Here is a 26,998-nt window from a genome sequence, read left to right as displayed (position 1 = left end):
GGATCAGGACGACATCAGCTCGGCCTTGACCAGTTTCGCCTGCTCGTCAGCGTGGTACGAGGAACGTACCAACGGGCCGGAAGCGACGTTCTTGAAGCCCATCTTGTAACCTTCCTCGGCAAACCAGGCGAAGGTATCCGGGTGCACGAAGCGCTGGACCGGCAAGTGGCTGCGGGACGGTTGCAGGTATTGGCCCAGAGTCAGCATGTCGATGTCGTGTTCGCGCATGCGCTTCATGACTTCGATGACTTCTTCGTCGGTTTCGCCCAGGCCCAGCATCAAACCGGATTTGGTCGGAATGTGCGGCATCATCTGCTTGAAACGTTGCAGCAGGGTCAGCGACCACTGGTAATCCGAACCCGGACGCGCAGCCTTGTACAGGCGCGGCACGGTTTCCAGGTTGTGGTTGAACACATCCGGCGGCTCGGCGGCGGTGATTTCCAGCGCGACGTCCATGCGGCCACGGTAGTCCGGGACCAGAGTCTCGAGCTGCACGTTCGGTGACAGCTTGCGGATTTCGCGGATGCAGTCGGCAAAGTGCTGGGCACCGCCGTCACGCAGGTCGTCGCGGTCTACCGAAGTGATTACGACGTACTTGAGTTTCAGGTCGGCGATGGCAATGGCCAGGCTTTCCGGCTCGTTGACGTCCAGTGGTTTCGGACGACCGTGGCCGACGTCGCAGAATGGGCAGCGACGGGTGCAGATGTCACCCATGATCATGAAGGTCGCGGTGCCGCCGGAGAAGCACTCGCCCAGGTTCGGGCAGGACGCCTCTTCGCAAACGCTGTGCAGCTTGTGTTTACGCAGCAGGGCCTTGATGCGGTCGACTTCCGGGGAAACCGGGATGCGCACGCGAATCCAGTCGGGTTTCTTCGGCAGTTCAGTGGTCGGGATGATCTTCACCGGGATGCGTGCAACCTTCTCGGCGCCGCGCAGCTTGACGCCGGCTTCAACCTTGGCACGCGGGGCCGGACGCTCGGTGACATCGAGCGTCGGGATCATGGTTTGCACTGCATCAGTAGTCATATCAGTCGATTCCGCCCGTTAGGGTCGTCTGCTCAGCATAGTCGAGGTGTTTGACGAGCTGCGCGCGCAGCCGGGCACTTACCTCGGCAAATTCAATCGATCCTGCGTGATCGCGCAGCTGGGTCATTGCCAGCCCGGCATAGCCGCAGGGATTAATCCGTCGAAACGGTTCCAGGTTCATATCCACATTCAAGGCCAGGCCATGAAAGGAGCAACCGTGGCGGATCCGCAGACCCAGAGAAGCGATTTTCGCGCCATCGACATAGACACCCGGCGCATCCGGCTTGGCCACTGCAGTCACGTCGTAGCTGGCCAGCAGCTCGATCAGGCATCGCTCCATGCGGCTGACCAGGTCACGCACGCCGAACCCCAGCTTGCGCACGTCCAGCAACAGGTAGGCCACCAATTGGCCGGGACCGTGGTAAGTCACCTGACCACCGCGATCGACCTTCACCACCGGAATATCCCCCGGCAGCAACAGATGCTCAGCCTTGCCGGCCTGGCCCTGGGTGAATACCGGCGGATGTTCCACCAGCCAGATTTCGTCGGCGGCATCGCTGCCGCGTTCGTTGGTGAAGCGCTGCATGGCATGCCAGACCGGCTCGTAAGCCATCTGACCAAGTTCGCGAAAGCCCAGCGTGCCAGACATCACAGCACCATGTGCACGAAACCGGTAGCCCGCAACTCGCTGTTGATGTCGTACAGCTGTTCCTGGCCGGTGGCGATGATGTGCAACTGGATGGTCGTGTATTTGCCGTTGGTACTCTGCCGTTCGGCAAAGGTGTTGTGGTCAACGGTGGCGTGTTTCTCAAGGATCGCGATGATCTTGTCCCTGAAACCCACGCCGGTGTCGCCGATTACCTTGATCGGGTAATCCGCGCAGGGGAATTCGATTTTTGGCGCCTTTACTTCAGTGTCTGTCATGGCGTAACGGCCTCGTAAGCCGTGGCAACGGACATGGCCCCGCTCCGGATTGGAACGGGGCCATGCAGGTCCACACTAATTCAGTTGAACAAGCCGTAGAAGAATAGACGGATGCTATCCCACATGCGGCGGAAGATACCACCCTCGTCGACTGCGTCCAGAGCGATCAGGTCGGCGCTGTGCACCACCTTGTCATCCAGTTTCACTTCAACTTTACCGATCACATCGCCCTTGGCGATTGGCGCGACCAGTTGCGGGGTCATGGTCATGCTGGCGGCGAGCTTTTTCAGCTGGCCTTTTGGCAGGGTCATGGTCAGGTCTTGAGCCAGGCCGGCCTTGACTTGATTGGTAGTGCCTTTCCAGACAGGTGCCTGAGCCAGCTCGGCGCCTTTCTGATAGAAGGTCTGGGTTTCGAAGAAGCGGAAACCGTAAGTCAGCAGCTTCTGGGTTTCAGCAGCGCGGGCTACATCGCTGTTGGTGCCGAACACCACGGCGATCAGGCGCATGCCATCACGTACGGCCGAAGACACCATGCAGTAGCCGGCTTCGTCGGTGTGACCGGTTTTCAGACCGTCGACGGTCTTGTCGCGCCACAGCAGCAGGTTGCGGTTAGGCTGCTTGATGCCGTTCCAGAAGAACTCTTTCTGCGAGTAGATCGCGTAGTGAGCCGGGTCTTCGTGAATGATCGAGCGAGCCAGCACTGCCATGTCGTGAGCCGACGAGTAGTGCTCAGGGTTTGGCAGGCCGGTCGGGTTCATGAAGTGGGTGTTGGTCAGGCCCAGTTCGGCGCCGGTTTTGTTCATCAGATCGGCGAAGGCATCCTCGCTGCCGGCGATATGCTCGGCGAGCGCAACACTGGCGTCGTTACCCGACTGAATGATGATGCCGTGCAACAGATCACTGACGGTGACTTGCGAACCCACCTTGATGAACATCCGCGAACCGCCGGTACGCCAGGCGTTCTCGCTGACGGTCACCGGGTCGTTCTCGCCGATCTGGCCGCGACGGATTTCCAGGGTCGCGATGTAAGCGGTCATCAGCTTGGTCAGGCTGGCCGGCGGCAGACGCTGGTCACCGTTGTTCTCTACCAGCACGTTGCCGCTGCTGGCGTCCATGAGTACGTAGGCTTTGGCGGCCAGTTGCGGTGGCGACGGCATCATCTCGACCGCAAAAGCGGCAGGCGAGAGGAGCAGCGGGACTAGCAGGCACAGGCGTTTGGCAAAGGTGGTGATATTCATCCGTCTCTCGAAATCGCTAATGGAAACTGCCCTAGGGCAAAACTAATCAGACAACTCTCTAAAAAGTTGTCGCGTGTTCAGTTGCTCACTCTGCAACCCTTGCCGGGCTTTTATTCTTCAACGAGCCAACAACCCGGTTCGCCCCCCCAAACCGCAGGCGAACCGTCAATCAAGTACCAGGTACTACTCGGCGCTGACCAGGCTCGGCGAACCGAGGTTGGCCAGCCGCACGCTGTTCTGCACCTGCTGGATTTCACCCGGCGAGCCGATCGGCCCCAGGCGCACCCGATGCAGGGTCTGCTGGTTACGCACGATCGAACTGATGAACACCGGAGCGCTCACCATCCCGCTGAGCTTCGATCTCAGGAGTTCTGCAGCGTCCGGGTTGGCGAACGCGCCCACCTGCAGATACTGGCCAGAGGCTGGTACAGAAGCGTTTTTTTTTGCATCGATCTGCACAGGCACAACGGCCGCGGCGTGCTGCTGCGGCGGTGGCGTCCACTGCTCGACGGTGCCGGTGGAGGCCGTCACAGTCGGCGCGGCACTTTGCGCCACTTGCGGCTCATTAAGCATCAACGGCGCCGGACGGCCCTTCTGTGCCCACCATTGCTGCGGGTCGATGCCTTCGACCTTGACCCGCGCGGTACCGGTTTCGGCATAGCCGAGCTTCTTGGCCGCTGCATAGGACAAGTCGATGATCCGGTCCGAGTAGAACGGCCCACGATCGTTGACCCGCAGAATCACGCTCTTGTTGTTGTCCAGGTTGGTGACCCGAACGTAACTTGGCAGTGGCAAGGTCTTGTGCGCGGCGCTCATGCCATACAAGTCATACACCTCGCCGTTGGCGGTGTTCTGACCATGGAACTTGGTGCCGTACCAGGACGCAGTACCCGAGGCCACGTAGGTCTTGGATTCTTGCAACGGGAAATAAGTCTTGCCCAGCACGGTGTACGGGTTGGCTTTATAAGGGCCGCTGTGCAGGGTCGGCGTGGCATCCGGGATGCGCGATACGTCGACGTCCCACCAGGGTGCGCCATCCTTGTGAGCCCGGTTGATATCCAGGCCAGGTGCCGAACGAGCGGCGGTCGGAGACTTCTGAGCCGGCGCACGGCTGGTCGAACAACTGGCGACCAGAACCGTCAACGCGGCGAATGCCATGAGCTTCAGGGGTTTATTCATAGGCAATGCCCGCATTACTTGACGCCCCGTGCTTGGACCAGCTGTTCAGACAGTTGATGTACGGCCATGGCGTACATCACGCTGCGGTTATAACGCGTGATCGCGTAAAAATTCGTCAGGCCCATCCAGTATTCGGGGCCATTGTCACCTTCCAGGCGGAAAGCCGTGACCGGCATATCATCGCGCAGCGCATCATGACTCGACCAGCCCAGCGCCCGCAACTCCCCGACGGTTTTCGTCGGTTCAATGCCTGCGGTCAAACCCTCGTCTACCTGATCGCCACGCACATCGGCGCGGCTGACCACAGGTTCGCCGGCGACCCAGCCGTGACGCTTGAAATAACTGGCGACGCTGCCGATGGCATCGTCCGGGTTGTTCCAGATATTAATGTGGCCGTCACCGTCGAAATCCACAGCATAGGCGCGAAAACTGCTCGGCATGAACTGCGGCAAGCCCATGGCCCCGGCGTAGGAGCCTTTGAGGGTCAACGGGTCCACCTGCTCTTCGCGGGCCAGCAGCAGGAATTCACGCAATTCCTTGCGGAAGAATTCGGCACGGGGAGGATAGTCGAAACCCAGGGTCGACAAGGCATCGATTACCCGGAAATTACCGGTATTTCGACCAAAAAAGGTCTCGACGCCGATAATCGAGACGATCACCTGCGCCGGCACGCCGTATTCCTGTTCGGCACGAGCCAGGACCGCTTCGTGCTGACGCCAGAAGTCCACACCACGGGCAATGCGCGCATCGGTGATGAACATCGGGCGATATTCTTTCCACTGTTTAACCCGTTCGGCGGGTTTGGAGATCGCGTCCAGAATCGACTGTTTGCGCTCGGCTTCGCGGAACACGCCCATCAGCTGTTCACCGGCAAAGCCATAGTCGCGGGTCATTTCACCGACGAACTCGGCCACCTGGGGTGAGCCTTCGTAATCGCCGGCCAACGCTTGCTGCGCTGTGCCAAGGATGCTTACCAGGCCGACCCATGGCGCGTACCGAGTCGCCCAGCCACGCATTACTTGCATTGAAATCTTCACCTTATTCAAACCTGTGCGATCCACTTACGATGGGTATGGATCGACATCAAAACCCCAAACGCTGACAGTAGCGTCACCAGCGAAGTTCCTCCGTAGCTAATGAACGGCAACGGCACCCCCACAACCGGCAACAGGCCACTGACCATACCGATGTTGACGAAAACGTAAACAAAAAACGTCATGGTCAGGCTGCCCGCGAGCAATTTGCCGAACAATGTCTGAGCCTGGGCGGTAATCACCAACCCGCGACCGATCAACAGCAGGTAAATCAGCAACAATGCGCAGATGCCCACCAGGCCGAACTCTTCGCCCATCACCGCAATAATAAAGTCGGTGTGGCTTTCCGGCAGGAAGTCCAGGTGCGACTGGGTGCCGAGCAACCAGCCTTTACCAAACACTCCGCCGGAACCGATGGCGGCTTTCGACTGAATGATGTTCCAGCCGGTACCCAGCGGATCGCTCTCCGGGTCGAGGAACGTCAGGACGCGTTGCTTCTGGTAGTCGTGCATCACGAAGTACCACATGGCTACAGACACCGGCACGGCGGCAGCAATCACGCTGAGAATCCAGCGCCAGCGCAGGCCGCCCATAAACAATACGAACGCGCCACCCGCCAGGATCAACAACGAAGTGCCAAGGTCGGGCTGACGCACGATCAGAATGAACGGCAATCCGATCAGAAACAGGCTGATGCCCACATGCTTGAGTTGTGGCGGCAAGGAGCGCTTGGCCAGGTACCAGGCGATGGTTGCCGGCATCAGGATCTTCATGAATTCCGAGGGCTGGAAGCGGATCACCCCCGGAATGTTGATCCAGCGCGTGGCGCCCATGGCGTTGTGGCCCATGACATCCACCACCACCAGCAACAGCACGCCAATCACATAACCGACCGGCACCCAACGGGCCATGAAGCGCGGCTCGAACTGGGCGATGACGATCATCGATACCAGACCGATGCCGAAGGAAGTGGCTTGCTTGGCCAGCAGATCCCAGCTTTTGCCACTGGCCGAATACAGCACGAACAGGCTGCCGGCAGCCAGGGTCAGCAGCAGAATCAGCAACGGGCCGTCGATGTGCATGCGTTGCAGCAGCGTCGCACGGCGACGCATCACATCCTCGCTGGAGAGGATGCGATCGAAATTACTCTTCACGGGCCGTAGCCTCCGCACTGATAGGGCTGGCGTATTCGGCTTTCAGTCGGCCGTCCTGGTCCAGGAGCCAGGCGTCCATGATTTGACGCACCACTGGTGCGGCGACGCCGGAACCGGACTCGCCGTTCTCGACCATCACCGACACTACGATTTGCGGGTTGTCGGCCGGCGCGAAGCCGACGAACAAGGCGTGGTCGCGGTGACGCTCCTGAACCTTGGAGCGGTCGTACTTTTCACCCTGCTTGATCGCGACCACCTGAGCCGTACCACTCTTGCCGGCAATCCGGTATTGAGCACCGATGGAGGCCTTGCGCGCCGTACCGCGGGCACCGTGCATCACCTGCTGCATGCCGTGGTTGACCTTGGTCCAGTCCGACGGGTCACGCAGGACGATGTCCGGCATGGGGTTTTCGTCCTTCGGCCGCTCGCCTTCGACAGTCTTCGCCAGGTGCGGACGGTTCCAGACGCCTTTGTTGGCCACCAGCGCTGTGGCCTGCGCCAGTTGCAACGGAGTCGATTGCATATAGCCTTGACCGATCCCCAGAATCAGCGTCTCGCCCGGGAACCAGGCCTGACGACGGGTCGCGCGCTTCCATTCCCGGGTCGGCATCAACCCCGGCGACTCTTCGAACATGTCCAGGGAGACCTTCTGGCCAATGCCGAATTTGCTCATGTACGCCGACAACCGATCGATCCCCAGCTTGTGGGCCAGGTCATAGAAGTAGGTGTCGTTGGAACGCATGATCGCCGTGTCCAGATCCACGTACCCGTCGCCGGTACGGTTCCAGTTACGGTATTTGTGATCGTAGTTGGGCAATTGGTAGTAACCGGGATCGTAGACCCGGCTCGACGCCGTAACCACGCCCGCATCCAGACCGGCAATCGCCACCGCCGGTTTAATCGTCGAGCCCGGCGGGTACAGACCGCGCAACACGCGGTTGAACAGTGGCCGGTCGATGGAATCGCGCAACTCGGAATAGGCTTTGAAGCTGATGCCGGTGACGAACAGGTTCGGGTCGAAACTCGGCTGACTGACCATCGCCAGCACTTCGCCGGTTTTCGGGTCCAGCGCCACCACCGCGCCACGGCGACCGCCCAGTGCGGCTTCGGCGGCTTCCTGCAATTTGATGTCCAGGCTCAGGACTATGTCCTTGCCGGGAATCGGATCAGTACGCTTGAGCACGCGCAATACACGGCCTCGTGCGTTGGTTTCGACTTCCTCGTAACCCACCTGGCCGTGCAATTCGGGCTCATAAAAACGCTCGATGCCGGTCTTGCCAATGTGGTGGGTGCCGCTGTAGTTGACCGGATCGAGCGACTTCAGCTCTTTCTCGTTGATCCGCCCCATGTAACCCACCGAGTGCGCAAAGTGCGCGCCCTGCGGGTAATGCCGCACCAGCTGCGCGACCACTTCCACACCAGGCAGGCGGAACTGGTTCACCGCGATGCGGGCGATCTGCTCTTCGGTCAGTTCGAACAGGATAGGCACCGGCTCAAACGGCCGGCGCCCCTGACGCATGCGCTTCTCGAAGATCACCCGGTCCTCGGGCGTCAGCTCCAGCACCTCGACGATCACGTCGAGCACTTGCTGCCAGTTGCCGGAGCGTTCGCGGGTCATGCTCAGGCTGAAGCTCGGCCGGTTGTCGGCCACTACGACGCCATTGCGGTCGAAAATCAACCCGCGAGTCGGCGGAATCGGCTGCACATGGACGCGGTTGTTTTCCGACAGGGTCGAGTGGTACTCGTACTGGATCACCTGAAGGAAATACAGCCGCGCGATCAGCACGCCAATCAGCGCCACCACTGCAATGGCCCCGAACACGACGCGGCCACGCACTAGACGGGCGTCTTTTTCGTGGTCCTTGATGCGGATCGGCTGGGGCATGAGGGCAGAACTACTTGTGGTAAGGGTGGCCGGACAGGACTGTCCAGGCACGATACAGCTGTTCGCCGATCAGAATCCGCACCAATGGGTGCGGCAACGTCAACGGCGACAACGACCAGCGTTGATCCGCCCGGGCACAGACTTCCGGCGCCAGCCCCTCGGGGCCGCCGACCATGAAATTCACCGTGCGCGAGTCCAGCCGCCAGCGATCGAGTTCGACCGCCAGTTGCTCGGTGCTCCAGGGCTTGCCGTGGACTTCGAGGGTGACAACGCGCTCGTTCGGCCCGACCTTGGCCAGCATGGCTTCGCCTTCCTGACGGATAAAGCGCGCCACGTCGGCGTTCTTGCCGCGGGTGTTGAGCGGAATTTCCACCAGTTCCAGCGCCAGCTCGGACGGAAGACGCTTGGCATATTCATGCCAGCCTTCTTCCACCCATTTGGGCATGCGTGAACCGACGGCGATCAGTCGCAGTCGCACAGCGGTCCCTTATTGCTGGTCTTTGTTGAGCTTGATGAAATGCTCATGGGTGTTTTCCGGGCTGTGGTGCGCGGCGCTGCCGGCACGGCTCTGCTCGGCACCCTGCCACAAACGCTCCAGGTCATAGAACTGGCGAGCGCTGGCAGTCATCATGTGCACGATGACATCGTCCATATCCAGCAACACCCAGTCGCTGTCGCCCTTGCCTTCTTCACCCAACGGCTTGACGCCCTGGGCCTTGACCGCCTCGCGGACCTTATCCAGCATCGCGCCGATCTGACGGTTGGAAGTACCGGTAGCGATGATCATGAAATCAGTGATGCTCTGCTTTTCACGAACGTCGATCACCAGAACATCCTGGGCTTTGACGTCTTCCAGGGCCGCTACGGCGACCTTGACCAGCTCTTCGCCGCGCAGCTCCGGCCCGGTATTAGCCACTACTGGCAGCGGAGCGCTCTTGAATGTGCCCTTGCGCTTTACTTTGTTTACGTCTTTGTCAGTCATATAAAACTCGTTTTGCTCGTATGTTCGGGCGCTTCGATACACGCATTCACGTGCCTTGAAGCGCGCCCTTTTTCAGTTCGACGCACGGTAAAGCCCGTGCGCATCGATGTAGGCCAGGACCGCGTCGGGCACCAGGAAACGTACCGACTTACCGCTGGCCAGCAGTTGACGGATCTGGGTGGCGGATACCGCGAGCGGCGTCTGCCAGACGAATGCAATCTGTCCGCTCGGCCCTTTGAGGGCCAGCGGGTCGCTCACCGAGCGCGCTGCCAGCAGGTTGCGCAAGGCATCCGGCGGTTCGCTGTCGGCATCCGGGCGTTGCAGCACCAGGATGTGGCAATGCTGGAGCAACTCTTCCCAGCGGTGCCAAGTGGGCAGGCCGCAAAATGCGTCCCAGCCCAAAAGTAGAAAAACCTGGTCTGGGGCGGCCAATTCGGCACGCATCAGTTCCAGGGTATCGATAGTGTAGGACGGTTTGTCCCGCTGCAATTCGCGAGCGTCCACCACCAACGGTGGCACACCGGCCACCGCGCACTTGACCATCGCCAGACGGTCCTTCGCCGACACTTGCGGCGTACCGCGATGAGGCGGCCTGGCACTGGGTGTCAGACGCAACTCATCAAGCGCCAGCGATTCGGCGACTTCCAGCGCACCACGCAAATGGCCGATGTGCACCGGGTCGAAGGTCCCGCCCAGTACGCCAATGCGTCGAGGCTGGGGCTCGCTGGCGGTCACTTGGGCTGACGGGTTGAAGTCGCCCAAGTCAGACCGACTCCTGGCCGCGCAACTGACCGTCACCGACCACGATGTACTTCTCGCAGGTCAGCCCTTCGAGGCCCACCGGGCCGCGGGCGTGCAGCTTATCAGTAGAAATGCCAATCTCGGCACCCAATCCGTATTCGAAGCCATCGGCGAAGCACGTCGGGGTGTTGATCATGACCGAAGACGAATCGACTTCGGCCACGAAACGCCGGGTGTCGGCCAGGTTTTCGCTGACGATCGAATCGGTGTGATGGGAGCCGTACTTATTAATGTGCTCGATGGCCTGATCCAGACCGTCGACCACACGGATCGAGAGGATCGGCGCCAGGTATTCGGTGTGCCAGTCTTCTTCAGTGGCCGCTACGGCCTCAATGATCGCCCGAGTGCGCTCGCAACCGCGCAGTTCGACGCCTTTTTCGCGGAACTGGGCAGCCATCGATGGCAGGAACTCCTTGGCAACCGATTCATCCACCAGCAAGGTTTCCATGGCGCCACAGATGCCATAACGATAAGTCTTGGCGTTGAACGCAATGCGCTGGGCTTTCGGCAGATCGGCATGGGCACTGACGTAGACGTGACAGATGCCGTCCAGGTGCTTGATGACGGGCACGCGGGCATCGCGACTGACCCGTTCGATCAAGCCACGGCCACCACGGGGCACGATAACGTCGACGTATTCCGGCATGGTGATCAGTGCGCCGACGGCGGCACGGTCGGTGGTTTCGACCACTTGCACCACCGCGGCCGGCAGACCGGCCTCGGCCAGGCCCCGCTGGATGCAGGCGGCAATCGCACGGTTGGAATGAATCGCCTCGGAGCCGCCACGCAGGATGGTCGCGTTGCCGGACTTCAGACACAGGCTGGCGGCATCGATGGTCACGTTCGGCCGTGATTCGTAGATGATCCCGATCACGCCCAATGGCACGCGCATCTTGCCGACCTGGATGCCAGACGGGCGATAACTCATGTCGCGGATTGCCCCAACCGGGTCCGGCAATGCCGCGACCTGGCGTAAACCGACGATCATGCCGTCGATGCGCGCAGGGGTCAGTGCCAGGCGTTCAAGCAGAGCAGGCTCGAGACCGTTGGCGCGGCCGGCGGCCAAATCCAGCTCATTGGCTGCCGTCAGCTCGGCGCGTGCCGCGTCCAGCGCATTGGCAGCCGCCTGCAAGGCGCGGTTTTTCTGCGCGGTGCTGGCACGGCCGATCACGCGGGAAGCTTCGCGGGCGGCGCGACCCAAACGGGTCATGTAGTCAAGAACGGACTCAGTCATGGTCTGCAATGGTCTTTGCTAAGGTCTTGGTAAAGAGTAAAGCGGCAGATTATAGCTGTCGCGTCCCGGGACTAACAGCGGTGACAGGCGGATGGTCGAAATGGAGCGCAATTTGCCGACGTTCAGCCGGGATTAAGCTGCATATTGTTATCATCACGACTCAATCAGCCCTGATAAACGCTGTTCATCATGACCAACCTGCCTGTTTCTGCATCCACTACGCGCCAGCCCAAGGGGCTGCCGGATGCATTTTTCGATCGCGATGCCCAAACGCTGGCCCGGGATTTACTGGGCAAAATCATCCGTCATCGGGTCGGCGACCTGTGGCTCAGTGCCCGGATTATCGAGACCGAAGCCTATTACTGCGAAGAAAAAGGCAGCCACGCCTCCCTTGGCTACACAGAAAAGCGTAAGGCTTTGTTTCTGGATGGCGGCCACATCTATATGTATTACGCCCGCGGCGGCGATTCCCTGAACTTCAGCGCTCAGGGGCCAGGCAATGCAGTGCTGATCAAATCCGCCTATCCATGGGTCGACGAACTGAGCGGGCCGGCGAGCCTGGCGCAGATGCTATTGAACAATCCCGATGCCCAAGGCCGCCCTCGCCCCTCGCAAAAACTGTGTGCCGGGCAGACGCTGCTCTGCAAGGCGCTGGGGCTGAAGGTGCCGGTCTGGGATGCCAAGCGCTTCGACCATGAAGTGCTGCTGGTGGAAGATGTCGGGCCGGCGCCCGGGCACATCATCCAGACCACACGCCTGGGCATTCCCCACGGGCGCGACGAACATTTGATGTACCGTTTTGTTGATGCGGCTTACGCACTTTACTGCACGCGCAACCCGCTGCGCCGGGGGCAAGTCGAAGGTCGCGATTATTTTTTGTTGTCCTGATACCTGCTGAATCTTGATGCAAAGGAGATCCCTGTGGGAGCGGGCTTGCCCGCGATAGGGCCATACCGGTCGACATTAAGGCTGACTGTCACGGCGCCATCGCGGGCAAGCCCGCTCCCACAGGGTTTTATGGTGTTGTTTAAATTGTGCTCGCCCACCAAGGGCCAATTGAATCAGATGGAGTTGTTTTTATGGGCCCATGGCTCGATAGCGTGACCGGTTGGTTGACAGTCAATCCGCAATGGCTGGCCGCGGCAGTGTTCGTAGTGGCTTGTATGGAATGCCTGGCGATTGTCGGACTGATCGTGCCTGGCACGGTGTTGCTGTTTGCCGTGACGGTGCTGGCCGGCAGTGGCGCGTTGTCATTGGGTGAAACGCTGCTGCTGGGTTTCCTCGGCGGCGTGCTGGGCGACATCGTTTCGTACTTTTTAGGGCGACATTTCCACCAGAACATCCGTCGCTTGCCGGGGTTGCGCCATCATCCGGAATGGATGGCCGGGGCCGAGGCTTATTTCCAGCGTTATGGCATCGCCAGCCTGTTGGTCGGACGCTTTATCGGCCCGCTGCGGCCAATGCTGCCAATGGTCGCCGGGATGTTCGACATGCCCTTCCCGCGCTTCGCCGTCGTCAGCCTGTTGGCTGCCGCGGGCTGGAGCCTCGCCTATCTCCTGCCGGGCTGGGCCACCGGGGCGGCGATCCGCTTGCCATTGCCGGAAGGTTTCTGGCTTGAAGCCGGGATTGTCGCCAGCAGCATTGCGGTGATGGTCGGTCTGAGCGCAAACAGCAGCCTGCGCCGCCATCGCCGGGCGACCATCTGGATCAGCAGCATGAGCCTGTTGATCCTGATCGGCCTGTTCATCGGCTACCCGCACCTGACCGCCCTCGACCAGGGATTGATGACCCTGATACAGGAACACCGCAGCCCGGTGCTCGATGAAGTGGCTGTGGTGTTCACGTTGATTGGCGAATTCCGCAACATGTTTATGCTCAGCGCGCTGCTGACAGTCTTGCTGTTACTGACACGACAATGGCGACACGCGATCTTCGCCGGCGGCACCCTGCTGTTCACCGCGCTGGGCAACACCGCGACCAAGCACTTTTTCGCCCGCGTGCGCCCGGAAGTGCTGAGTGATCCACTGACCAGCTACAGCATGCCCAGCGGTCATGCCTCGGGCTCTTTCGCGCTGTTCTTGACGCTCGCGGTGCTGGCGGGTCGCGGACAACCGCCGCGCATGCGCCTGACCTGGTTATTGGTGGGCTGCTTGCCGGCGCTGACGATTTCCTTTTCACGGGTGTACCTGGGCGCGCACTGGCCGACCGATGTACTGGCCGGCGCGATGCTGGCGGCATGCGTGTGTGCGGCCAGCCTTTGGCTGACTCAACGCCAGACCTCGCTCACCGCCATGCCGCCGAAAATCTGGTGGCTGGTGCTGCCTTCATTGGTAGCGTTGTTCGGTTTCTTTGTGTTGAGGCACATGCCGCATGCGATGTTGAGGTATGCGTATTGATGCCGTAACCCTGTAGCAGCTGCCGAGCCTGCGAGGCGGCGTTCGAGGACGAAGTCCTCGCAAATCCTGCTTATGCGGTTTGCCTGAAAGACGGCATTGTCGGTTTTGCGGCGGCTTCGCCGCCGAACGCCGCCTCGCAGGCTCGACAGCTGCTACGGGCTGCGATCTTCTAGCGGACGTCAGGCAAACAACTCACCCTGCAACTCATCCAGCAACGCCTGAATCGCATCCAGCCGCTGCTGCGGATCATCAAGTTGCAGCAGGTCTATCTTGTCCACCTCGGCAAACGGCAATAGATACGCCAACTGGTTGGCCAGCGACTGTTGCCCTGTCGCTTCGGTACCCATGCTCAGTGCTTCGACCATCGGGTGTTCCGCCAAAGCCTTGAGCAGCGCGACCAGGTCGGCGTCCTCATCCTGTAGCGGTTGCTCGGGCTCGTCTTCCAGCCACTCGACTTCGGCGACGATCAACTGGTTGCGCTGCACCTCGGTGCGCACAACGTGGAAACGCCGCCCGCCCTTCACCCGAATACCCAGCAGGCCATTGTCCTGCTGGTGGAAGTCGGTGATCAGCGCCTCGCACCCCACCCGCGCGTAGCCTTCAGGGGCGATGCCGACTTCTTCACCGTCGAGGATGCACACCACGCCGAAGCCGCCACCCTGTTTCATGCAGCGACCGATCATGTCCAGGTAGCGCGCCTCGAAGATCTGCAAGTCGAGGATGCAGCCCGGAAACAGCACCGTGTTCAGCGGAAAAAGCGGCAGACTCATAGACATTTCCTTACACCACCATCGACACCGCCAACGGCAGGAATACCGCCGTGGCCACGCCCATCAGACTCATCGCCAGTGCCGCGAAGGCACCGCACTCTTCACTTTCCTGCAAAGCCACCGAAGTGCCAACCGCGTGGGCGGTCATGCCCAGGGCCATGCCGCGGGCCTCTGGGCTGTGGACACCGAGACGGGTCAAAAGACTCGGTCCGAAGATCGCCCCGATCACCCCGGTAATCAATACGAATACCGCCGCCAGCGCCGCGACGCCACCAATCTGCTCCGCCACCAGCATGGCAATCGGCGAGGTCACCGATTTGGGTGCCATGGTCATCAGGATCATGTGTTCGGCGCCGAACCACCAGCCCAGCAGCACACCCATGCCCGTGGCGACCACACCACCTATCACCAGCGTAGTAAATATCGGCCAGAATAACTGCCGGATCCGCCGCAGGTTGAGGTACAGCGGTACCGCCAGCGCAACAGTGGCCGGGCCGAGCAAGATGCTGAGGATCTCGGTGCTCTTGCGGTACTCGGCGTAACTCAGGCCGCAACCGACCAGCACAGCGATGACCAGCAACATGGAAACCAGTACCGGCTGCAGAAAAACCCAGCGGGTTTTCTCGAACGCTGCCAGCACCAACTGATACGCCCCCAGCGTAATACCAATACCGAACAATGGATGATGAATCACCGACGCCCAGGCGCCGTGCCAATCGAAAATCATTGGCCGTCCTCGCGATGAGCGTGAGGCTTGACCATGCGCTGCATCAGCACGCCGGCGAAGGCCATCGACAACAGCAGCGACAGCACCAGCGCTCCGGTGATCGCCCAGAAATCCGCAGCAATGTCGGCGGCGTAAACCATCACGCCCACGGCCGGCGGCACCAGCAGCAACGGCAGATAACGCAGCAGGCTGCTGGCGGCGAGGTTCAGGGGCTCACCGACTTGACCGCGGATAATCAGATATCCCAGCAGCAACAATAGGCCAATGATCGGCCCCGGCAGTACCGGCAAAAACAGATGATTGAGGGCGGTGCCGAGCAATTGAAAAAGCACCAGCCAGGTCAGGCCACGTAACAACATCCATCCTCTCCCACGCGCTTTCCCCACAAAGAAGGGGCCCGACATTATAAGCACGCCAACGCTATGAATCGGCATTCGCCAAAAGCATGGATAGTTGACCGGAACAATTTGTCATGTTGATCTAAAGTGGTTCGCAAGGGAGGTCATCCCCCCGCTCGAAAAACTAAAAAACCGATGAACCCAAGGAGAGTCTCAATGCCCTATGTTCCAGTTGCGGAGCTCAAAGATTATGTCGGCAAGGAACTCGGACGTTCCCAGTGGCTCACCATCGATCAGGAACGCATCAACCTGTTCGCAGAAGCCACAGGCGATTATCAGTTCATCCATGTCGACCCGGTCAAAGCTGCGCAAACACCTTTTGGCAGCACCATTGCCCATGGTTTCCTGTCGTTGTCACTGATCCCCAAACTGATGGAAGACATCCTCATCCTGCCCGAAGGCGCGAAGATGGTGGTCAACTACGGTCTGGACAGCGTGCGTTTCATCCAGCCTGTGAAGGTCAATTCCAGGGTGCGACTCAAGGTCGACATGAACGAGGTCATCGAGAAGAAACCCGGCCAATGGTTACTCAAGGCCACCGCCACGCTTGAAATCGAAGGGTCGGACAAACCGGCGTATATCGCCGAGCCACTGTCCCTCTGCTTCGTGTAAAGCATCCCGGATGCGAAGCAGCAACGCTGTTTCGCGCCGTGTCTCTGCCGTGTCTCTATAAATGCGACACATAGCTGCGGCATACTCGGTCGTCTAATTGCCCGGATCCCGCTATGCGCCCACTTGCACTCCTTGCTCTGACCCTGTTGCTCACCGCTTGCGGCGACGGCGAATCGGTGTTGCCTCCCGATGCCCGCCTGCCGGACGGCGGACGCTATCGCGGTGATCTGGTCAATGGCTTGCTGCAAGGTGAAGGCCGCATCGATTACCCGAACGGCAGCTGGTACGCCGGCCAGTTCGACAAAGGCCAATGGCATGGCCAAGGCGAATGGCATGGCAGCAACGGCGAGCTCTATCGCGGGCAATTCCAGCAAGGGCTATTCGACGGCCAAGGCACGCTGACCACCACTGGCAGCAGCTATACCGGCGGTTTCAAGGCAGGTCGACGCGAGGGTGAAGGCACCCTCAAAGAAAATGCCATGACCTACCGCGGCGAATTCAAGGCCGATCAATATTCAGGGCTCGGTCGTCTGGAACTCGAAGACGGCAGCCAGTACCAAGGTCAATTCGCCCACGGCAAACCCAACGGCGAAGGCCAGCGCAGCGATGCCAGCGGCAATCAGTTCACCGGGCATTTCGCCGACGGCCAGCTGGAAGGCAATGGCACCTTCAACAGCGCCGATGGCGATATCTATGTCGGCGGCTTCAAGAACAATCAACTGCACGGCAAGGGCCGCTACGAAAACGCCGATGGCGATGTCTGGCTGGGTCACTTCAAAGAAGGCGTGCTAAGCGGCAAGGGCGAGTTGATCGGCGCTGACGGCAGTCATTACATCGGTCAGTTCAGCGACTGGCGTTTCACCGGCCAGGGGCGCTTGAACCTGGCCGATGGCAGCTTCTATATCGGCCAGTTCGACGGCGACAACTATCAGGGCAAAGGTACTTTGGTGCTGACCGATGGCACGGTACAGAGCGGCACCTGGGTCAATAGTCAGCGCGTGCGCGACGCCGACGGCAAGCTGCTGCCCGACCCTCTCGAACTCGGCTTGCTGGCTCAAGGTCGCTTGCTCGACGATGCGCTGGCCAACGTGCCGGCCTCGACCCCGGCGGTCGAACTGTACACCTTGACCCTGGGCGGCGACGGCAAGCAGAGCGTGTTCCTGCGCGAGTCCGACTACGTCGCCAACATGCTCGCCAGCCGTTTCGGCGCCTTCGGCCAGATCCGCCTGGTCAACCATCGCGATCACCTCGGCGACAGGCCGATGGCCACCCGGGAAAACCTGCGCCGCGCCGCCCAGACCCTGGCTGAGCGCAGCGGCCCGGAAGACTTGCTGTTCATTTATCTGACCAGCCATGGCTCCAGTGAACACGAACTGGTGCTCGACCAGCCGCGCATGGAACTGGCCGACTTGCCGGCCGACGAACTCGCCGCCGTCCTCGCGCCCCTGAAGAAGCGCGACAAGATCATTGTGATTTCGTCTTGCTATTCCGGCGGCTTCATCCCCGCCCTCAAGGACGAACGCACCCTGATCATGACCGCCTCACGCGCCGATCGAGTGTCCTTTGGGTGTTCGGAAGAAGCCAACTTCACTTATTTCGGCGACGCGTTGTTCGCCCAGGCGCTGAACCAGACCGACGATCTGGAGCAAGCCTTCAAACTGGCCAGCGCCACCGTGGCCGAGCGTGAACTGGCCGACAGCTTCGAAGCTTCCGAGCCACAGATCTGGGCGCCGAAAACCGTTCTCAGCCACTGGCAACTGTTGCGCAAACAACAGGCACGAAAAGCACTGCAAAGTGTCTCTATCAGCAAGGATGAAAAGAGCAACTAAGCTGAATAGTATCAAGGGGGAATTACTATGTACTTGACGCCTCAGCATGTATTGCTTGCCGGAGCTACCGGGTTAACCGGTGAACATTTGCTTGACCGTCTGCTCAACGAGCCAACGATTACACGAGTATTGGCCCCCTCACGCCGGCCACTGGCAGAGCATCCGCACCTGGAAAACCCGGTCGGCGACCCGGCGGTGTTTTTGCCGCAATTGAACGGTCGCGTCGACATTGCCTACTGCTGCCTCGGCACCACGATCAAACAGGCCGGCTCCGAGCAAGCGTTTCGCGCGGTGGACCTGGACATGGTGGTGGCTTTCGCCAAACGTGCACGGGAAATGGGTGCGCGGCACTTGATCGTGATCAGCGCTCTGGGTGCCGATCGACGCTCCTCGATTTTCTACAACCGGGTTAAAGGCGAGATGGAGCACGCATTGCGCGCGCAGAATTGGCCGCAGCTGACCATTTGCCGGCCTTCGCTGTTGCTGGGCGATCGCGTCGAGCCACGACTGGGCGAGAAAGTCGCCGGTCCGTTGTCGCGATTGATTCCGGGCAAGTACCACGGCATCGAAGCCTGCCAACTGGCCCGCGCCATGTGGCGCCTGGCGCTGGAAGAGCAGGATGGCGTGCGGATTGTCGAGTCGGATGAGTTGCGCAAGTTAGGCAAATAATTTCAGGCCTACCGCGGACCTGTGGCGAGGGGGCTTGCCCCGTTGGATCGCGTAGCGGCCCTCCGTTTCTTCAGCGTCACCGCGTTGCCTGGATTTACGACTGCTTCGCAGCCGAACGGGGGCAAGCCCCCCTCGCCACAGGGGTCGCAGGTTACAAACCACCCGTCGCTTGAAAACTCACGCCAATCACCGTCAACAACGACAGCGGCAACAGCAACGTGTCGAGCAACGCACTGGCCGGCAGGTCAACACCCGGATAACTCGGCGCTTCTGCACCGAATCGGTCCATGGCGCAGCACCCGCCATTCATCGCATACAAATCCAGACGCGTCCCCGAATACACCACCGGCGCTCCAGGCTTGGCGGCATCGAGCGTGCGCGCCGTGGCGCAACCCGCCAATTGCAAAGCCAGCAGGATAATCAGCAGCTTATTCATCGCTGCTCAAATGGTGTTCGCCCCAGCGCGGCAGCATGTCTTGCGGGATGTTTAAACAGTTGAGAATTCGCGCCACGACGAAGTCGATCAAGTCATCGATGGTCTGCGGCTGGTGATAGAAGCCCGGTGACGCCGGCAGAATGGTCACGCCCATGTTCGACAGCTTGAGCATGTTCTCCAGATGAATGCTCGAATATGGCGCCTCGCGCGGCACCAGAATCAGCTGGCGGCGCTCCTTCAACGTCACGTCGGCAGCCCGTTCGATCAAGTTGTTGCAGGCCCCGGTCGCGATAGCCGACAAGGTCCCGGTGGAACACGGCACCACCACCATCGCCGCTGGCGAGCCAGACCCCGAAGCCACCGGCGACATCCAGTCTTCCTTGCCGTACACCCGAATCTGCCCAGCGGCAGCGCCAGTGTATTCAGTGAGGAAGGCCTGCATCATTTGCGGTTTGGACGGCAGCGAGACATCGGTCTCGGTGGCCATCACCAGTTGCGCGGCCTTGGAGATCAGGAAGTGCACCTCGCGGTCTTCACGCACCAGGCAGTCGAGCAGGCGCAAGCCGTATTGGGCGCCCGAAGCGCCGGTCATCGCCAGCGTGATGCGTTCCGGGCCGTTGTTCATTGCAGCGCCTCGGCCAGTTTGCCGTGCAGGCCGCCGAAGCCGCCGTTGCTCATGATCACCACGTGAGTGCCGGGCTGGGCCTGGCTCTTCACGCGCTCGATGATGCCTTCCAGCGAGTCGCTGACAATCGACGGCACGGTGCACAACGCTGCTGTGGCACCCAGATCCCAACCGAGGTTGGCTGGCGAATACCAGATCACCTGATCGGCATCGACCACACTTTCCGGCAAGCCATCGCGGTGAGCGCCGAGCTTCATGGAGTTGGAGCGCGGCTCGATGATCGCGATCAACGGCGCGTCGCCAATGCGTTTGCGCAGACCGTCGAGGGTGGTGGCGATGGCGGTCGGGTGGTGAGCGAAGTCGTCGTAAATGGTGATACCACGGACTTCCGCGACTTTTTCCATCCGGCGCTTCACGCTTTTGAACGCGCTCAGTGCAGCGATGCCCATCGACGGTACTACGCCGACGTGACGCGCAGCAGCCAAGGTGGCCAAGGCGTTGGCGACGTTGTGCTGACCGGTCATGTCCCACTCGACCACGCCTTGAACGGCGCCTTCGAACATCACTTCGAATTTCGAGCCGTCTTCACTGAGCAGTTTGACTTGCCACTGACCGCCGGCACCGGTGGTTTGCACCGGGGTCCAGCAGCCCATTTCGATCACGCGCAGCAATGCCGGCTCGGTGGTCGGATGGATCACCAGGCCTTCGCTCGGGATGGTCCGCACCAAGTGGTGGAACTGACGCTCGATCGCCGGAAGATCAGGGAAGATGTCGGCATGATCGAACTCAAGATTGTTCAGGATCGCCGTGCGCGGGCGGTAGTGAACGAATTTCGAGCGCTTGTCGAAGAATGCACTGTCGTATTCGTCGGCTTCGATCACGAAGAACGGCGTATCACCCAGACGCGCCGACACCGAGAAATTCTGCGGCACGCCGCCGATCAGGAAACCCGGGCTCATACCGGCGTGTTCCAGAACCCAGGCGAGCATGCTGCTGGTGGTGGTTTTGCCGTGAGTGCCGGCAACCGCCAGCACCCAGCGACCTTGCAATACGTGATCCGCCAGCCATTGCGGACCGGAGACGTACGGCAGGCCTTTGTTCAGCACGTACTCGACGGCCGGGTTGCCACGGGACATGGCATTGCCTATCACCACCAGGTCCGGGGCCGGATCGAGCTGCGCCGGGTCGTAACCTTGGGTCAACTCAATGCCCTGGGCTTGCAGCTGCGTGCTCATTGGCGGATAGACGTTGGCATCGGAGCCCGTCACGTGATGGCCCAGCTCTTTGGCCAGAACCGCCATCGAACCCATGAAAGTGCCGCAAATACCAAGAATATGAATGTGCATAGTCGACCTCGTAAAACATGGCCGCAGGTTAGCGTAGGGAGGGGAAAATCGCACCTTGTGTTTCGCCCACACTGACGCCATCGCTGGCAAGCCCGCTCCCACAAGGGCAGCGCAGACCCTGTGGGAGCGGGCTTGCCCGCGATTGGCCGCGACGCGGTTTACCGGGCGATACCGTGTTTGCGCAGCTTTCTGTAAAGGGTATTGCGGCTGACGCCCAGCTGCTCAGCCGTGTGCGTCATGTGCCAGCGCTGCTGCTCCAGCACCGTCAGCAACGCCAGCCGCTCGGCATCGTCCAGCGGATACTCGGACGGTTCTTCAACTGCCGACGCCGGTACCTGCCGGGCCTGGCGAATCATCGCCGGCAAATCCCCCAGCCCGATCCGCCCGCCGTCACACAGCGCCGCCAGGGTTCGCAGCACATTGCGCAACTGCCGCACATTCCCCGGCCAGGCAAAATCCAGCAAGGCCTGCCGCGCCGGCCCGTCGATCAATACCGTCTCCCCACCCGCCTCTTCGGCCAGCAAAAAGTCGAGCAACTGTGATTTGTCAGCGCGCTCACGCAGCGCCGGCAATGCGACCTCCAGCCCATTGAGCCGGTAATACAAATCCTCGCGGAAACTGCCGTCCTGCACCCTTTCAAGCAGATTGCGGTGAGTGGCACTGATGATCCGCACATTGACCGATTCCGGCTCGCCACCAATCGGCACCACCTGACGGTCTTCCAGCACCCTTAATAGCCGGGTCTGCATGCTCAGCGGCATGTCACCGATTTCATCGAGGAACAACGTCCCGCCATCGGCCTGCTGCAACTTGCCGCGCATGCCTTCCTTGCGGGCACCGGTGAAGCTGCCGCCGCGATAGCCGAACAGTTCGCTTTCGATCAGGCTTTCGGGAATCGCCGCGCAATTGAGTGCAACGAAAGATTTTGCTGCCCGTTGACTGGCCTGATGCACAGCTTTGGCGAAGGCCTCCTTGCCTGAGCCGGTTTCGCCATTGATCAGCAACGGCACATCACGCTCGAATACCCGCAGGGCCTTGCGAAAATCGGCCTGCAACGCGGCATCGCCCAGGCAAATGCCTGACAAGCGCGGACGCTCGGCAACCATCGGGCTTTGCACCACCGGCACCGGAATACTGCGCGGCTGCCCGCGCAACACGGCAAACAGCCGCCGCCCGTCACGGGTGCGCAATGGCCAACTGGCGCTGGCACTAGGGCTCGCGCGGCCGAGCAATTCATCCAGCGAGCAGTCGAAAAACGCCTCCACCGGTTTACCCAACAGCCCGCCACGAATATGCCCCAACAAATTCAGCGCACTCTGGTTCACCGCACTAATCCGCCCTTCCCCGTCGAACGCCAGCAACCCTTCGCTGAACAGCCCGACGGATTCGGCCTGCAAGTGAAAACGCAGCAACCATTGATTGTCGAAGTAACGCAGGAAATAGCAGCTCTCGATCATCTTCGCCGACAGATTGACCAGGGCCATGGTGTGGAACTGGCTCTGACGCGAAACCTCATGACGCGCCGAAGACACGTCGAGCACCGCGAGCAGCTCGCCGTGAGGATCAAATACCGGGCTCGCCGAGCAAGTCAGGCCGGTATGACGGCCACGAAAATGTTCGTCTTGATGGATGGTCAGGGACTGGCGCTCCACCAGGCAGGTGCCGATGCCATTGGTGCCTTCGCAGGCTTCGCTCCAGTCGGCGCCGAGCCAAAGGCCGGCGCGCTCGAAAATCTTCCGTTCTGCGGGCGCGGTGACGCAGTTGAGGATCACCCCGCGGGCGTCGGTCAGCAGCACCGCGTGGCCGGCGCCGGAAAGTTGCTGGTGGAGGCTGGTCATTTCGTTGCCGGCGATCTGCAGCACTTGCTGCAAGCGTTCGCGGCTTTCCAGCACGCGGCCATGTTCCAGCACCGTCGGCGCCATGGTCAGGGCCGGGTCGAGGTGATAGTCCTCAAGACAACGCAGCCAGGAACGGGCAATGGACGGATCGCTGCCGGGGCCGTGCAGGTGGGATTTACCTTGGGTCACGGTCAGCACTTGCTGGGCATGGCGACTCAAATGGTTGTCGTGCATTTCTTATTATTCTCCCCGATAGGTGAGTACTTACCTGGCCACTCCTGTGGCGAGGGGGCTTGCCCCCGTTCGGCTGCGCAGCAGTCGTAAATCCTGTGTATGCGGTGTATCCGGGAAATAGAGGTGACTGGTTTTAGGGGCTGCTTCGCAGCCCAACGGGGGCAAGCCCCCTCGCCACACAAACCCCGCACCACACATCGCCCCTCATCACAGAGGATTACCTGTGTGGCAATTTGAGGCCCAGCATCCTCCAGCCATCGACGCATTGCAATGCTGGCAAGACCTGCCCGTCACAGGCTGCGCCACAAACGGTACAAAGTGTCACAGGGGCTGTACCGCAAGCGTCACAAACGCCGCCCATCCGTCCGACAAAAAACACGCAAGGCCTTGATTTACCTGACCTGCAAGGCGCTGGCCCGACCTTTGCTCTACGCTTAATGCAGCGCTTTAGCGCGTCCTCCCTTATAAGCACAAAAGCCAAGGAGAAACCCATCATGCGTTACGCTCACCCCGGTACTGAAGGCGCTATCGTTTCGTTCAAGAGCAAATACGGTAACTACATCGGCGGCGAGTTCGTCGCGCCTGTCAAAGGTCAGTACTTCACCAATACATCGCCGGTCAACGGCCAACCTATTGCCGAATTCCCGCGTTCCACAGCCGAAGACATCGAAAAGGCCCTGGACGCTGCCCATGCCGCCGCCGATGCCTGGGGCGCCACGTCCGCCCAGGCACGCTCGCTGGTCCTGCTGAAAATCGCCGATCGCATCGAACAGAACCTCGAAGTGCTGGCGATCACCGAATCCTGGGACAACGGCAAGGCCGTTCGCGAAACCCTCAACGCCGACATCCCGCTGGCCGCCGACCATTTCCGCTACTTCGCCGGTTGCATCCGCGCCCAGGAAGGCAGCGCCGCCGAGATCGACGGCAACACCGTGGCCTATCACATCCATGAACCGCTGGGCGTGGTCGGGCAGATCATTCCGTGGAACTTCCCGATTCTGATGGCCGCCTGGAAACTTGCCCCGGCCCTCGCCGCCGGTAATTGCGTGGTCCTTAAACCGGCCGAGCAGACCCCGCTGGGCATCACCGTGCTGATGGAGCTGATCGGCGACCTGTTGCCACCCGGCGTGCTCAACGTGGTGCAAGGTTTCGGCAAAGAAGCCGGGGAAGCCCTGGCCACCAGCAAGCGCATCGCCAAGATCGCCTTCACCGGCTCGACCCCGGTCGGCTCGCACATCATGAAATGCGCCGCTGAAAACATCATTCCGTCCACCGTGGAGCTGGGTGGCAAGTCGCCGAACATCTTCTTTGAAGACATCATGCAAGCCGAACCGACTTTCATCGAGAAAGCCGCTGAAGGCCTGGTGCTGGCATTCTTCAACCAGGGCGAAGTCTGCACCTGCCCGTCCCGCGCTTTGGTGCAAGAGTCGATCTACGACGAGTTCATGAAAGTGGTCATGAACAAAGTCCTGCAAATCAAACGTGGCGACCCGCTGGACACTGACACCATGGTCGGTGCCCAGGCGTCCGAGCAGCAATTCGACAAAATCCTTTCGTACCTGGAAATCGCCAAGGGCGAAGGCGCCGAGCTGCTGACCGGCGGCAAGGTGGAAAAACTCGAGGGCAGCCTGGCGACCGGGTATTACATCCAGCCGACCCTGCTCAAGGGCACCAACAAAATGCGCGTGTTCCAGGAAGAAATCTTTGGCCCGGTGGTAAGCATCACCACCTTCAAGGACGAAGCCGAAGCCCTGGCCATCGCCAACGACACCGAGTTCGGCCTGGGTGCCGGCCTCTGGACCCGCGACATCAACCGCGCCTACCGCATGGGCCGCGCCATCAAGGCCGGTCGCGTGTGGACCAACTGCTACCACCTGTACCCGGCGCACGCCGCGTTCGGTGGCTACAAAAAGTCCGGCGTCGGTCGTGAAACCCACAAAATGATGCTCGATCACTATCAGCAGACCAAAAACCTGCTGGTGAGCTACGACATCAATCCGTTGGGTTTCTTCTAAAAACCGGGGGCGATACAGGTGTTTCTGTGTCGCCCTTCAGATGGTCATCGCGAGCAGGCTCGCTCCCACATTGGATTTGGGTCAGCCCCCAAAAGTGGATTCACCACCTAACCCTGTGGGAGCGGGCTTGCCCGCGATGGCGTCCTTAAATACACCGTAAATCATCGCCCTGCTGGTCTGGCATGGGCTTTGCGTGCCCGCATCACACATAAACGCCATACCTGAAAGTCCAAACAGATCAAACAATAAAAAAGACAGAGAGGACTTATGACTTCTATTACACAGCTCAAACCCACACTCGGCACCCTGCATCTATGGGGCATTGCCGTCGGCCTGGTGATTTCCGGCGAGTATTTCGGCTGGAGTTACGGCTGGGGCACCGCAGGCACCCTGGGTTTTCTCGTCACCGCCCTGATGGTGGCGACGATGTACACCTGTTTCATCTTCAGTTTCACCGAATTAACCACCGCTATTCCCCACGCTGGCGGGCCGTTTGCCTACAGCCGTCGGGCCTTCGGTGAAAAAGGCGGACTGATCGCCGGCATTGCGACCCTGATCGAATTCGTCTTTGCGCCACCGGCAATTGCCATGGCCATCGGCGCCTACCTCAACGTGCAATACCCGGAACTGGACCCGAAGATCGCCGCTGTTGGCGCCTATTTCGTGTTTATGGGCTTGAATATCCTCGGCGTGAGCATCGCTGCCACGTTCGAATTGGTGGTCACCGTGCTGGCGGTCGCCGAATTGCTGGTGTTCATGGGCGTGGTCGCACCGGGCTTCAGCTTCAGCAATTTCGTACTCAACGGCTGGTCGGGTTCCAACGAATTCACCATGGCCTCGATCCCCGGCATCTTTGCGGCAATCCCTTTCGCGATCTGGTTCTTCCTCGCCATTGAAGGCGCCGCCATGGCCGCCGAGGAAGCCAAGGACCCGAAACGCACGATTCCCAGGGCTTACGTCAGTGGCATTCTGACCCTGGTGTTCCTGGCCATCGGCGTCATGGTGATGGCTGGCGGTGTTGGCGACTGGCGCCAATTGTCGAATATCAACGATCCGCTGCCTCAGGCGATGAAAGCCGTGGTCGGCAATAATTCGACCTGGATGCACATGCTGGTGTGGATCGGCCTGTTCGGCCTGGTGGCGAGTTTCCACGGGATCATTCTTGGCTATTCGCGACAGTTCTTCGCCCTGGCTCGCGCCGGCTACCTGCCCAAAGGGCTGGCCAAACTGTCGCGCTTCCAGACTCCGCACCGGGCGATTCTGGCGGGCGGCGTGATCGGCATCGCGGCGATCTACAGCGACGGTCTGGTCAATCTGCAGGGCATGACGCTGACGGCTGCGATGATCACCATGTCGGTATTCGGCGCCATCGTGATGTACATCATCAGTATGCTGAGCCTGTTCAAGTTGCGTAAAACCGAGCCGAACCTGGAACGCACCTTCCGTGCACCGGGCTACCCGATCGTACCGGGGATCGCGCTGTTTCTGGCCGTGGTGTGCCTGGTGGCGATGGCGTGGTTCAACACCTTGATCGGGTGTGTGTTCCTCGGGTTCATGGCGGCCGGTTACCTGTACTTCCAACTGACCGCCAAGCAGCGTTCCGACGCGCCGGCGGATGCGATGCTCGAAGGCGTCTGAGTTGCACC

At 60.5% G+C, this 26,998-nt stretch carries 26 protein-coding genes; 7 read left to right on the top strand and 19 right to left on the bottom strand.

Annotation, left to right across the window (positions count from 1 at the left end; all coding sequences use genetic code 11):
* Positions 1-3 precede the first annotated feature (3 nt).
* The 12 genes from lipA to KGB18_RS22550 all read right to left on the bottom strand — a co-directional run bounded on the left by lipA (position 4) and on the right by KGB18_RS22550 (position 11,457).
* Positions 4-1,026, bottom strand: coding sequence for a lipoyl synthase (lipA, locus tag KGB18_RS22605; RefSeq protein ID WP_007946663.1), 1,023 nt, complete (start codon positions 1,024-1,026; stop codon positions 4-6).
* 1 nt (position 1,027) lies between these two features.
* Entirely contained in the window at positions 1,028-1,675 is a 648-nt protein-coding gene (gene lipB, locus KGB18_RS22600; RefSeq protein ID WP_223570493.1) for a lipoyl(octanoyl) transferase LipB, read from the bottom strand.
* Positions 1,675-1,950, bottom strand: a complete 276-nt coding sequence (locus tag KGB18_RS22595; RefSeq protein WP_052967109.1) for a DUF493 domain-containing protein — start codon at positions 1,948-1,950, stop codon at positions 1,675-1,677. Before KGB18_RS22595 ends, lipB begins: the two co-directional genes overlap by 1 nt.
* An 80-nt stretch (positions 1,951-2,030) precedes the next feature.
* Positions 2,031-3,188, bottom strand: coding sequence for a D-alanyl-D-alanine carboxypeptidase family protein (locus KGB18_RS22590; protein WP_223570492.1), 1,158 nt, complete (start codon positions 3,186-3,188; stop codon positions 2,031-2,033).
* Between the two features lie 183 nt (positions 3,189-3,371).
* Positions 3,372-4,382 carry a septal ring lytic transglycosylase RlpA family protein gene (locus KGB18_RS22585; RefSeq protein ID WP_223570491.1) on the bottom strand — a complete coding sequence of 337 codons (1,011 nt, stop codon included), beginning with the start codon at positions 4,380-4,382 and terminating at the stop codon, positions 3,372-3,374.
* On the bottom strand, positions 4,382-5,392 hold the full coding sequence (gene mltB / locus KGB18_RS22580; RefSeq protein ID WP_052967106.1) for a lytic murein transglycosylase B: 1,011 nt from the start codon (positions 5,390-5,392) through the stop codon (positions 4,382-4,384). Before mltB ends, KGB18_RS22585 begins: the two co-directional genes overlap by 1 nt.
* Positions 5,393-5,409: 17 nt before the next feature.
* Positions 5,410-6,513, bottom strand: coding sequence for a rod shape-determining protein RodA (gene rodA, locus KGB18_RS22575; protein WP_201121367.1), 1,104 nt, complete (start codon positions 6,511-6,513; stop codon positions 5,410-5,412).
* 31 nt (positions 6,514-6,544) lie between these two features.
* Entirely contained in the window at positions 6,545-8,440 is a 1,896-nt protein-coding gene (gene mrdA / locus KGB18_RS22570) for a penicillin-binding protein 2 (protein WP_052967105.1), read from the bottom strand.
* Between the two features lie 10 nt (positions 8,441-8,450).
* The gene (gene rlmH / locus KGB18_RS22565; RefSeq protein ID WP_007937439.1) at positions 8,451-8,918 is read right to left on the bottom strand and encodes a 23S rRNA (pseudouridine(1915)-N(3))-methyltransferase RlmH; all 468 of its coding nucleotides are present in this window, start codon (positions 8,916-8,918) and stop codon (positions 8,451-8,453) included.
* 9 nt (positions 8,919-8,927) lie between these two features.
* On the bottom strand, positions 8,928-9,422 hold the full coding sequence (gene rsfS / locus KGB18_RS22560) for a ribosome silencing factor (RefSeq protein WP_038981377.1): 495 nt from the start codon (positions 9,420-9,422) through the stop codon (positions 8,928-8,930).
* 72 nt (positions 9,423-9,494) lie between these two features.
* Complete coding sequence (gene nadD / locus KGB18_RS22555; protein WP_223570490.1) at positions 9,495-10,184, bottom strand: nicotinate-nucleotide adenylyltransferase; 690 nt, start codon at positions 10,182-10,184, stop codon at positions 9,495-9,497.
* Between the two features lies 1 nt (position 10,185).
* Positions 10,186-11,457 (bottom strand): glutamate-5-semialdehyde dehydrogenase, encoded by a 1,272-nt coding sequence (locus KGB18_RS22550; protein ID WP_201087468.1) that lies wholly within the window; start codon positions 11,455-11,457, stop codon positions 10,186-10,188.
* A 189-nt stretch (positions 11,458-11,646) separates the two neighbouring features.
* On the opposite strand from KGB18_RS22550, the gene KGB18_RS22545 reads away from it, so the two are divergent.
* Together KGB18_RS22545 and KGB18_RS22540 are read left to right on the top strand one after the other, a co-directional pair.
* Complete coding sequence (locus KGB18_RS22545; protein ID WP_123359087.1) at positions 11,647-12,345, top strand: DNA-3-methyladenine glycosylase; 699 nt, start codon at positions 11,647-11,649, stop codon at positions 12,343-12,345.
* Positions 12,346-12,536: 191 nt separating this feature from the next.
* Positions 12,537-13,853: a bifunctional DedA family/phosphatase PAP2 family protein gene (locus KGB18_RS22540; protein ID WP_223570489.1), complete on the top strand. Its 1,317-nt coding sequence runs from the start codon at positions 12,537-12,539 to the stop codon at positions 13,851-13,853.
* 179 nt (positions 13,854-14,032) lie between these two features.
* Here the strand turns inward: KGB18_RS22540 and KGB18_RS22535 are convergent, their stop codons facing one another.
* Genes KGB18_RS22535 through KGB18_RS22525 form a run of 3 tightly spaced genes read right to left on the bottom strand, consistent with a single transcriptional unit; the run spans position 14,033 to position 15,709 of the window.
* The gene (locus KGB18_RS22535) at positions 14,033-14,623 is read right to left on the bottom strand and encodes an LON peptidase substrate-binding domain-containing protein (RefSeq protein WP_201062066.1); all 591 of its coding nucleotides are present in this window, start codon (positions 14,621-14,623) and stop codon (positions 14,033-14,035) included.
* Positions 14,624-14,633: 10 nt separating this feature from the next.
* A complete protein-coding gene (locus KGB18_RS22530; protein WP_008009037.1) occupies positions 14,634-15,350 on the bottom strand; it encodes an LrgB family protein in 717 nt (238 codons plus the stop codon).
* Positions 15,347-15,709, bottom strand: a complete 363-nt coding sequence (locus tag KGB18_RS22525) for a CidA/LrgA family protein (RefSeq protein ID WP_038981371.1) — start codon at positions 15,707-15,709, stop codon at positions 15,347-15,349. Before KGB18_RS22525 ends, KGB18_RS22530 begins: the two co-directional genes overlap by 4 nt.
* A gap of 195 nt (positions 15,710-15,904) precedes the next feature.
* Here KGB18_RS22525 and KGB18_RS22520 point away from each other — a divergent pair, with 195 nt between their 5' ends.
* The 3 genes from KGB18_RS22520 (at position 15,905) to KGB18_RS22510 (ending at position 18,858) form a co-directional block, all read left to right on the top strand.
* Positions 15,905-16,360, top strand: a complete 456-nt coding sequence (locus KGB18_RS22520; RefSeq protein WP_052967098.1) for a MaoC family dehydratase — start codon at positions 15,905-15,907, stop codon at positions 16,358-16,360.
* Positions 16,361-16,473: 113 nt separating this feature from the next.
* Positions 16,474-18,189: a C13 family peptidase gene (locus KGB18_RS22515; protein ID WP_223570488.1), complete on the top strand. Its 1,716-nt coding sequence runs from the start codon at positions 16,474-16,476 to the stop codon at positions 18,187-18,189.
* A gap of 27 nt (positions 18,190-18,216) precedes the next feature.
* Positions 18,217-18,858: an oxidoreductase gene (locus KGB18_RS22510; protein WP_030129552.1), complete on the top strand. Its 642-nt coding sequence runs from the start codon at positions 18,217-18,219 to the stop codon at positions 18,856-18,858.
* A gap of 151 nt (positions 18,859-19,009) precedes the next feature.
* On the opposite strand, the gene KGB18_RS22505 is transcribed toward KGB18_RS22510, so the two are convergent.
* The 4 genes from KGB18_RS22505 to KGB18_RS22490 all read right to left on the bottom strand — a co-directional run bounded on the left by KGB18_RS22505 (position 19,010) and on the right by KGB18_RS22490 (position 23,337).
* Positions 19,010-19,294 (bottom strand): YceK/YidQ family lipoprotein, encoded by a 285-nt coding sequence (locus KGB18_RS22505; protein WP_008009029.1) that lies wholly within the window; start codon positions 19,292-19,294, stop codon positions 19,010-19,012.
* On the bottom strand, positions 19,287-19,919 hold the full coding sequence (gene ubiX, locus KGB18_RS22500; RefSeq protein ID WP_007894343.1) for a flavin prenyltransferase UbiX: 633 nt from the start codon (positions 19,917-19,919) through the stop codon (positions 19,287-19,289). Before ubiX ends, KGB18_RS22505 begins: the two co-directional genes overlap by 8 nt.
* Positions 19,916-21,265, bottom strand: coding sequence for a UDP-N-acetylmuramate:L-alanyl-gamma-D-glutamyl-meso-diaminopimelate ligase (mpl, locus tag KGB18_RS22495; protein WP_008009026.1), 1,350 nt, complete (start codon positions 21,263-21,265; stop codon positions 19,916-19,918). The genes ubiX and mpl overlap by 4 nt, the downstream gene beginning before the upstream one ends.
* A 158-nt stretch (positions 21,266-21,423) precedes the next feature.
* The gene (locus KGB18_RS22490; protein ID WP_123720539.1) at positions 21,424-23,337 is read right to left on the bottom strand and encodes a sigma-54-dependent Fis family transcriptional regulator; all 1,914 of its coding nucleotides are present in this window, start codon (positions 23,335-23,337) and stop codon (positions 21,424-21,426) included.
* A 494-nt stretch (positions 23,338-23,831) separates the two neighbouring features.
* Here KGB18_RS22490 and KGB18_RS22485 point away from each other — a divergent pair, with 494 nt between their 5' ends.
* Positions 23,832-25,352 carry an aldehyde dehydrogenase family protein gene (locus tag KGB18_RS22485; protein WP_052967093.1) on the top strand — a complete coding sequence of 507 codons (1,521 nt, stop codon included), beginning with the start codon at positions 23,832-23,834 and terminating at the stop codon, positions 25,350-25,352.
* Between the two features lie 267 nt (positions 25,353-25,619).
* Positions 25,620-26,990: an ethanolamine permease gene (eat, locus tag KGB18_RS22480; protein ID WP_095054601.1), complete on the top strand. Its 1,371-nt coding sequence runs from the start codon at positions 25,620-25,622 to the stop codon at positions 26,988-26,990.
* Positions 26,991-26,998: the final 8 nt, after the last annotated feature.

Origin of the sequence: Pseudomonas sp. BF-R-26 (genome assembly GCF_019947395.1) — a bacterium.
In the GTDB taxonomy this organism is placed as follows: domain Bacteria; phylum Pseudomonadota; class Gammaproteobacteria; order Pseudomonadales; family Pseudomonadaceae; genus Aquipseudomonas; species Aquipseudomonas farris.
This window is presented reverse-complemented; position numbering and strand designations above follow the sequence as displayed.

Bases quoted from the DNA above. Each gene is read 5' to 3' on its own strand.
- lipA (WP_007946663.1), bottom strand. From the start codon at position 1,026: ATGACTACTGATGCAGTGCAAACCATGATCCCGACGCTCGATGTCACC.
- lipB (WP_223570493.1), bottom strand. From the start codon at position 1,675: ATGTCTGGCACGCTGGGCTTTCGCGAACTTGGTCAGATGGCTTACGAG.
- KGB18_RS22595 (WP_052967109.1), bottom strand. From the start codon at position 1,950: ATGACAGACACTGAAGTAAAGGCGCCAAAAATCGAATTCCCCTGCGCG.
- KGB18_RS22590 (WP_223570492.1), bottom strand. From the start codon at position 3,188: ATGAATATCACCACCTTTGCCAAACGCCTGTGCCTGCTAGTCCCGCTG.
- KGB18_RS22585 (WP_223570491.1), bottom strand. From the start codon at position 4,382: ATGCGGGCATTGCCTATGAATAAACCCCTGAAGCTCATGGCATTCGCC.
- mltB (WP_052967106.1), bottom strand. From the start codon at position 5,392: ATGCAAGTAATGCGTGGCTGGGCGACTCGGTACGCGCCATGGGTCGGC.
- rodA (WP_201121367.1), bottom strand. From the start codon at position 6,513: ATGCGTCGCCGTGCGACGCTGCTGCAACGCATGCACATCGACGGCCCG.
- mrdA (WP_052967105.1), bottom strand. From the start codon at position 8,440: ATGCCCCAGCCGATCCGCATCAAGGACCACGAAAAAGACGCCCGTCTA.
- rsfS (WP_038981377.1), bottom strand. From the start codon at position 9,422: ATGACTGACAAAGACGTAAACAAAGTAAAGCGCAAGGGCACATTCAAG.
- KGB18_RS22550 (WP_201087468.1), bottom strand. From the start codon at position 11,457: ATGACTGAGTCCGTTCTTGACTACATGACCCGTTTGGGTCGCGCCGCC.
- KGB18_RS22545 (WP_123359087.1), top strand. From the start codon at position 11,647: ATGACCAACCTGCCTGTTTCTGCATCCACTACGCGCCAGCCCAAGGGG.
- KGB18_RS22540 (WP_223570489.1), top strand. From the start codon at position 12,537: ATGGGCCCATGGCTCGATAGCGTGACCGGTTGGTTGACAGTCAATCCG.
- KGB18_RS22535 (WP_201062066.1), bottom strand. From the start codon at position 14,623: ATGAGTCTGCCGCTTTTTCCGCTGAACACGGTGCTGTTTCCGGGCTGC.
- KGB18_RS22530 (WP_008009037.1), bottom strand. From the start codon at position 15,350: ATGATTTTCGATTGGCACGGCGCCTGGGCGTCGGTGATTCATCATCCA.
- KGB18_RS22525 (WP_038981371.1), bottom strand. From the start codon at position 15,709: ATGTTGTTACGTGGCCTGACCTGGCTGGTGCTTTTTCAATTGCTCGGC.
- KGB18_RS22520 (WP_052967098.1), top strand. From the start codon at position 15,905: ATGCCCTATGTTCCAGTTGCGGAGCTCAAAGATTATGTCGGCAAGGAA.
- KGB18_RS22515 (WP_223570488.1), top strand. From the start codon at position 16,474: ATGCGCCCACTTGCACTCCTTGCTCTGACCCTGTTGCTCACCGCTTGC.
- KGB18_RS22510 (WP_030129552.1), top strand. From the start codon at position 18,217: ATGTACTTGACGCCTCAGCATGTATTGCTTGCCGGAGCTACCGGGTTA.
- KGB18_RS22505 (WP_008009029.1), bottom strand. From the start codon at position 19,294: ATGAATAAGCTGCTGATTATCCTGCTGGCTTTGCAATTGGCGGGTTGC.
- ubiX (WP_007894343.1), bottom strand. From the start codon at position 19,919: ATGAACAACGGCCCGGAACGCATCACGCTGGCGATGACCGGCGCTTCG.
- mpl (WP_008009026.1), bottom strand. From the start codon at position 21,265: ATGCACATTCATATTCTTGGTATTTGCGGCACTTTCATGGGTTCGATG.
- KGB18_RS22490 (WP_123720539.1), bottom strand. From the start codon at position 23,337: ATGCACGACAACCATTTGAGTCGCCATGCCCAGCAAGTGCTGACCGTG.
- KGB18_RS22485 (WP_052967093.1), top strand. From the start codon at position 23,832: ATGCGTTACGCTCACCCCGGTACTGAAGGCGCTATCGTTTCGTTCAAG.
- eat (WP_095054601.1), top strand. From the start codon at position 25,620: ATGACTTCTATTACACAGCTCAAACCCACACTCGGCACCCTGCATCTA.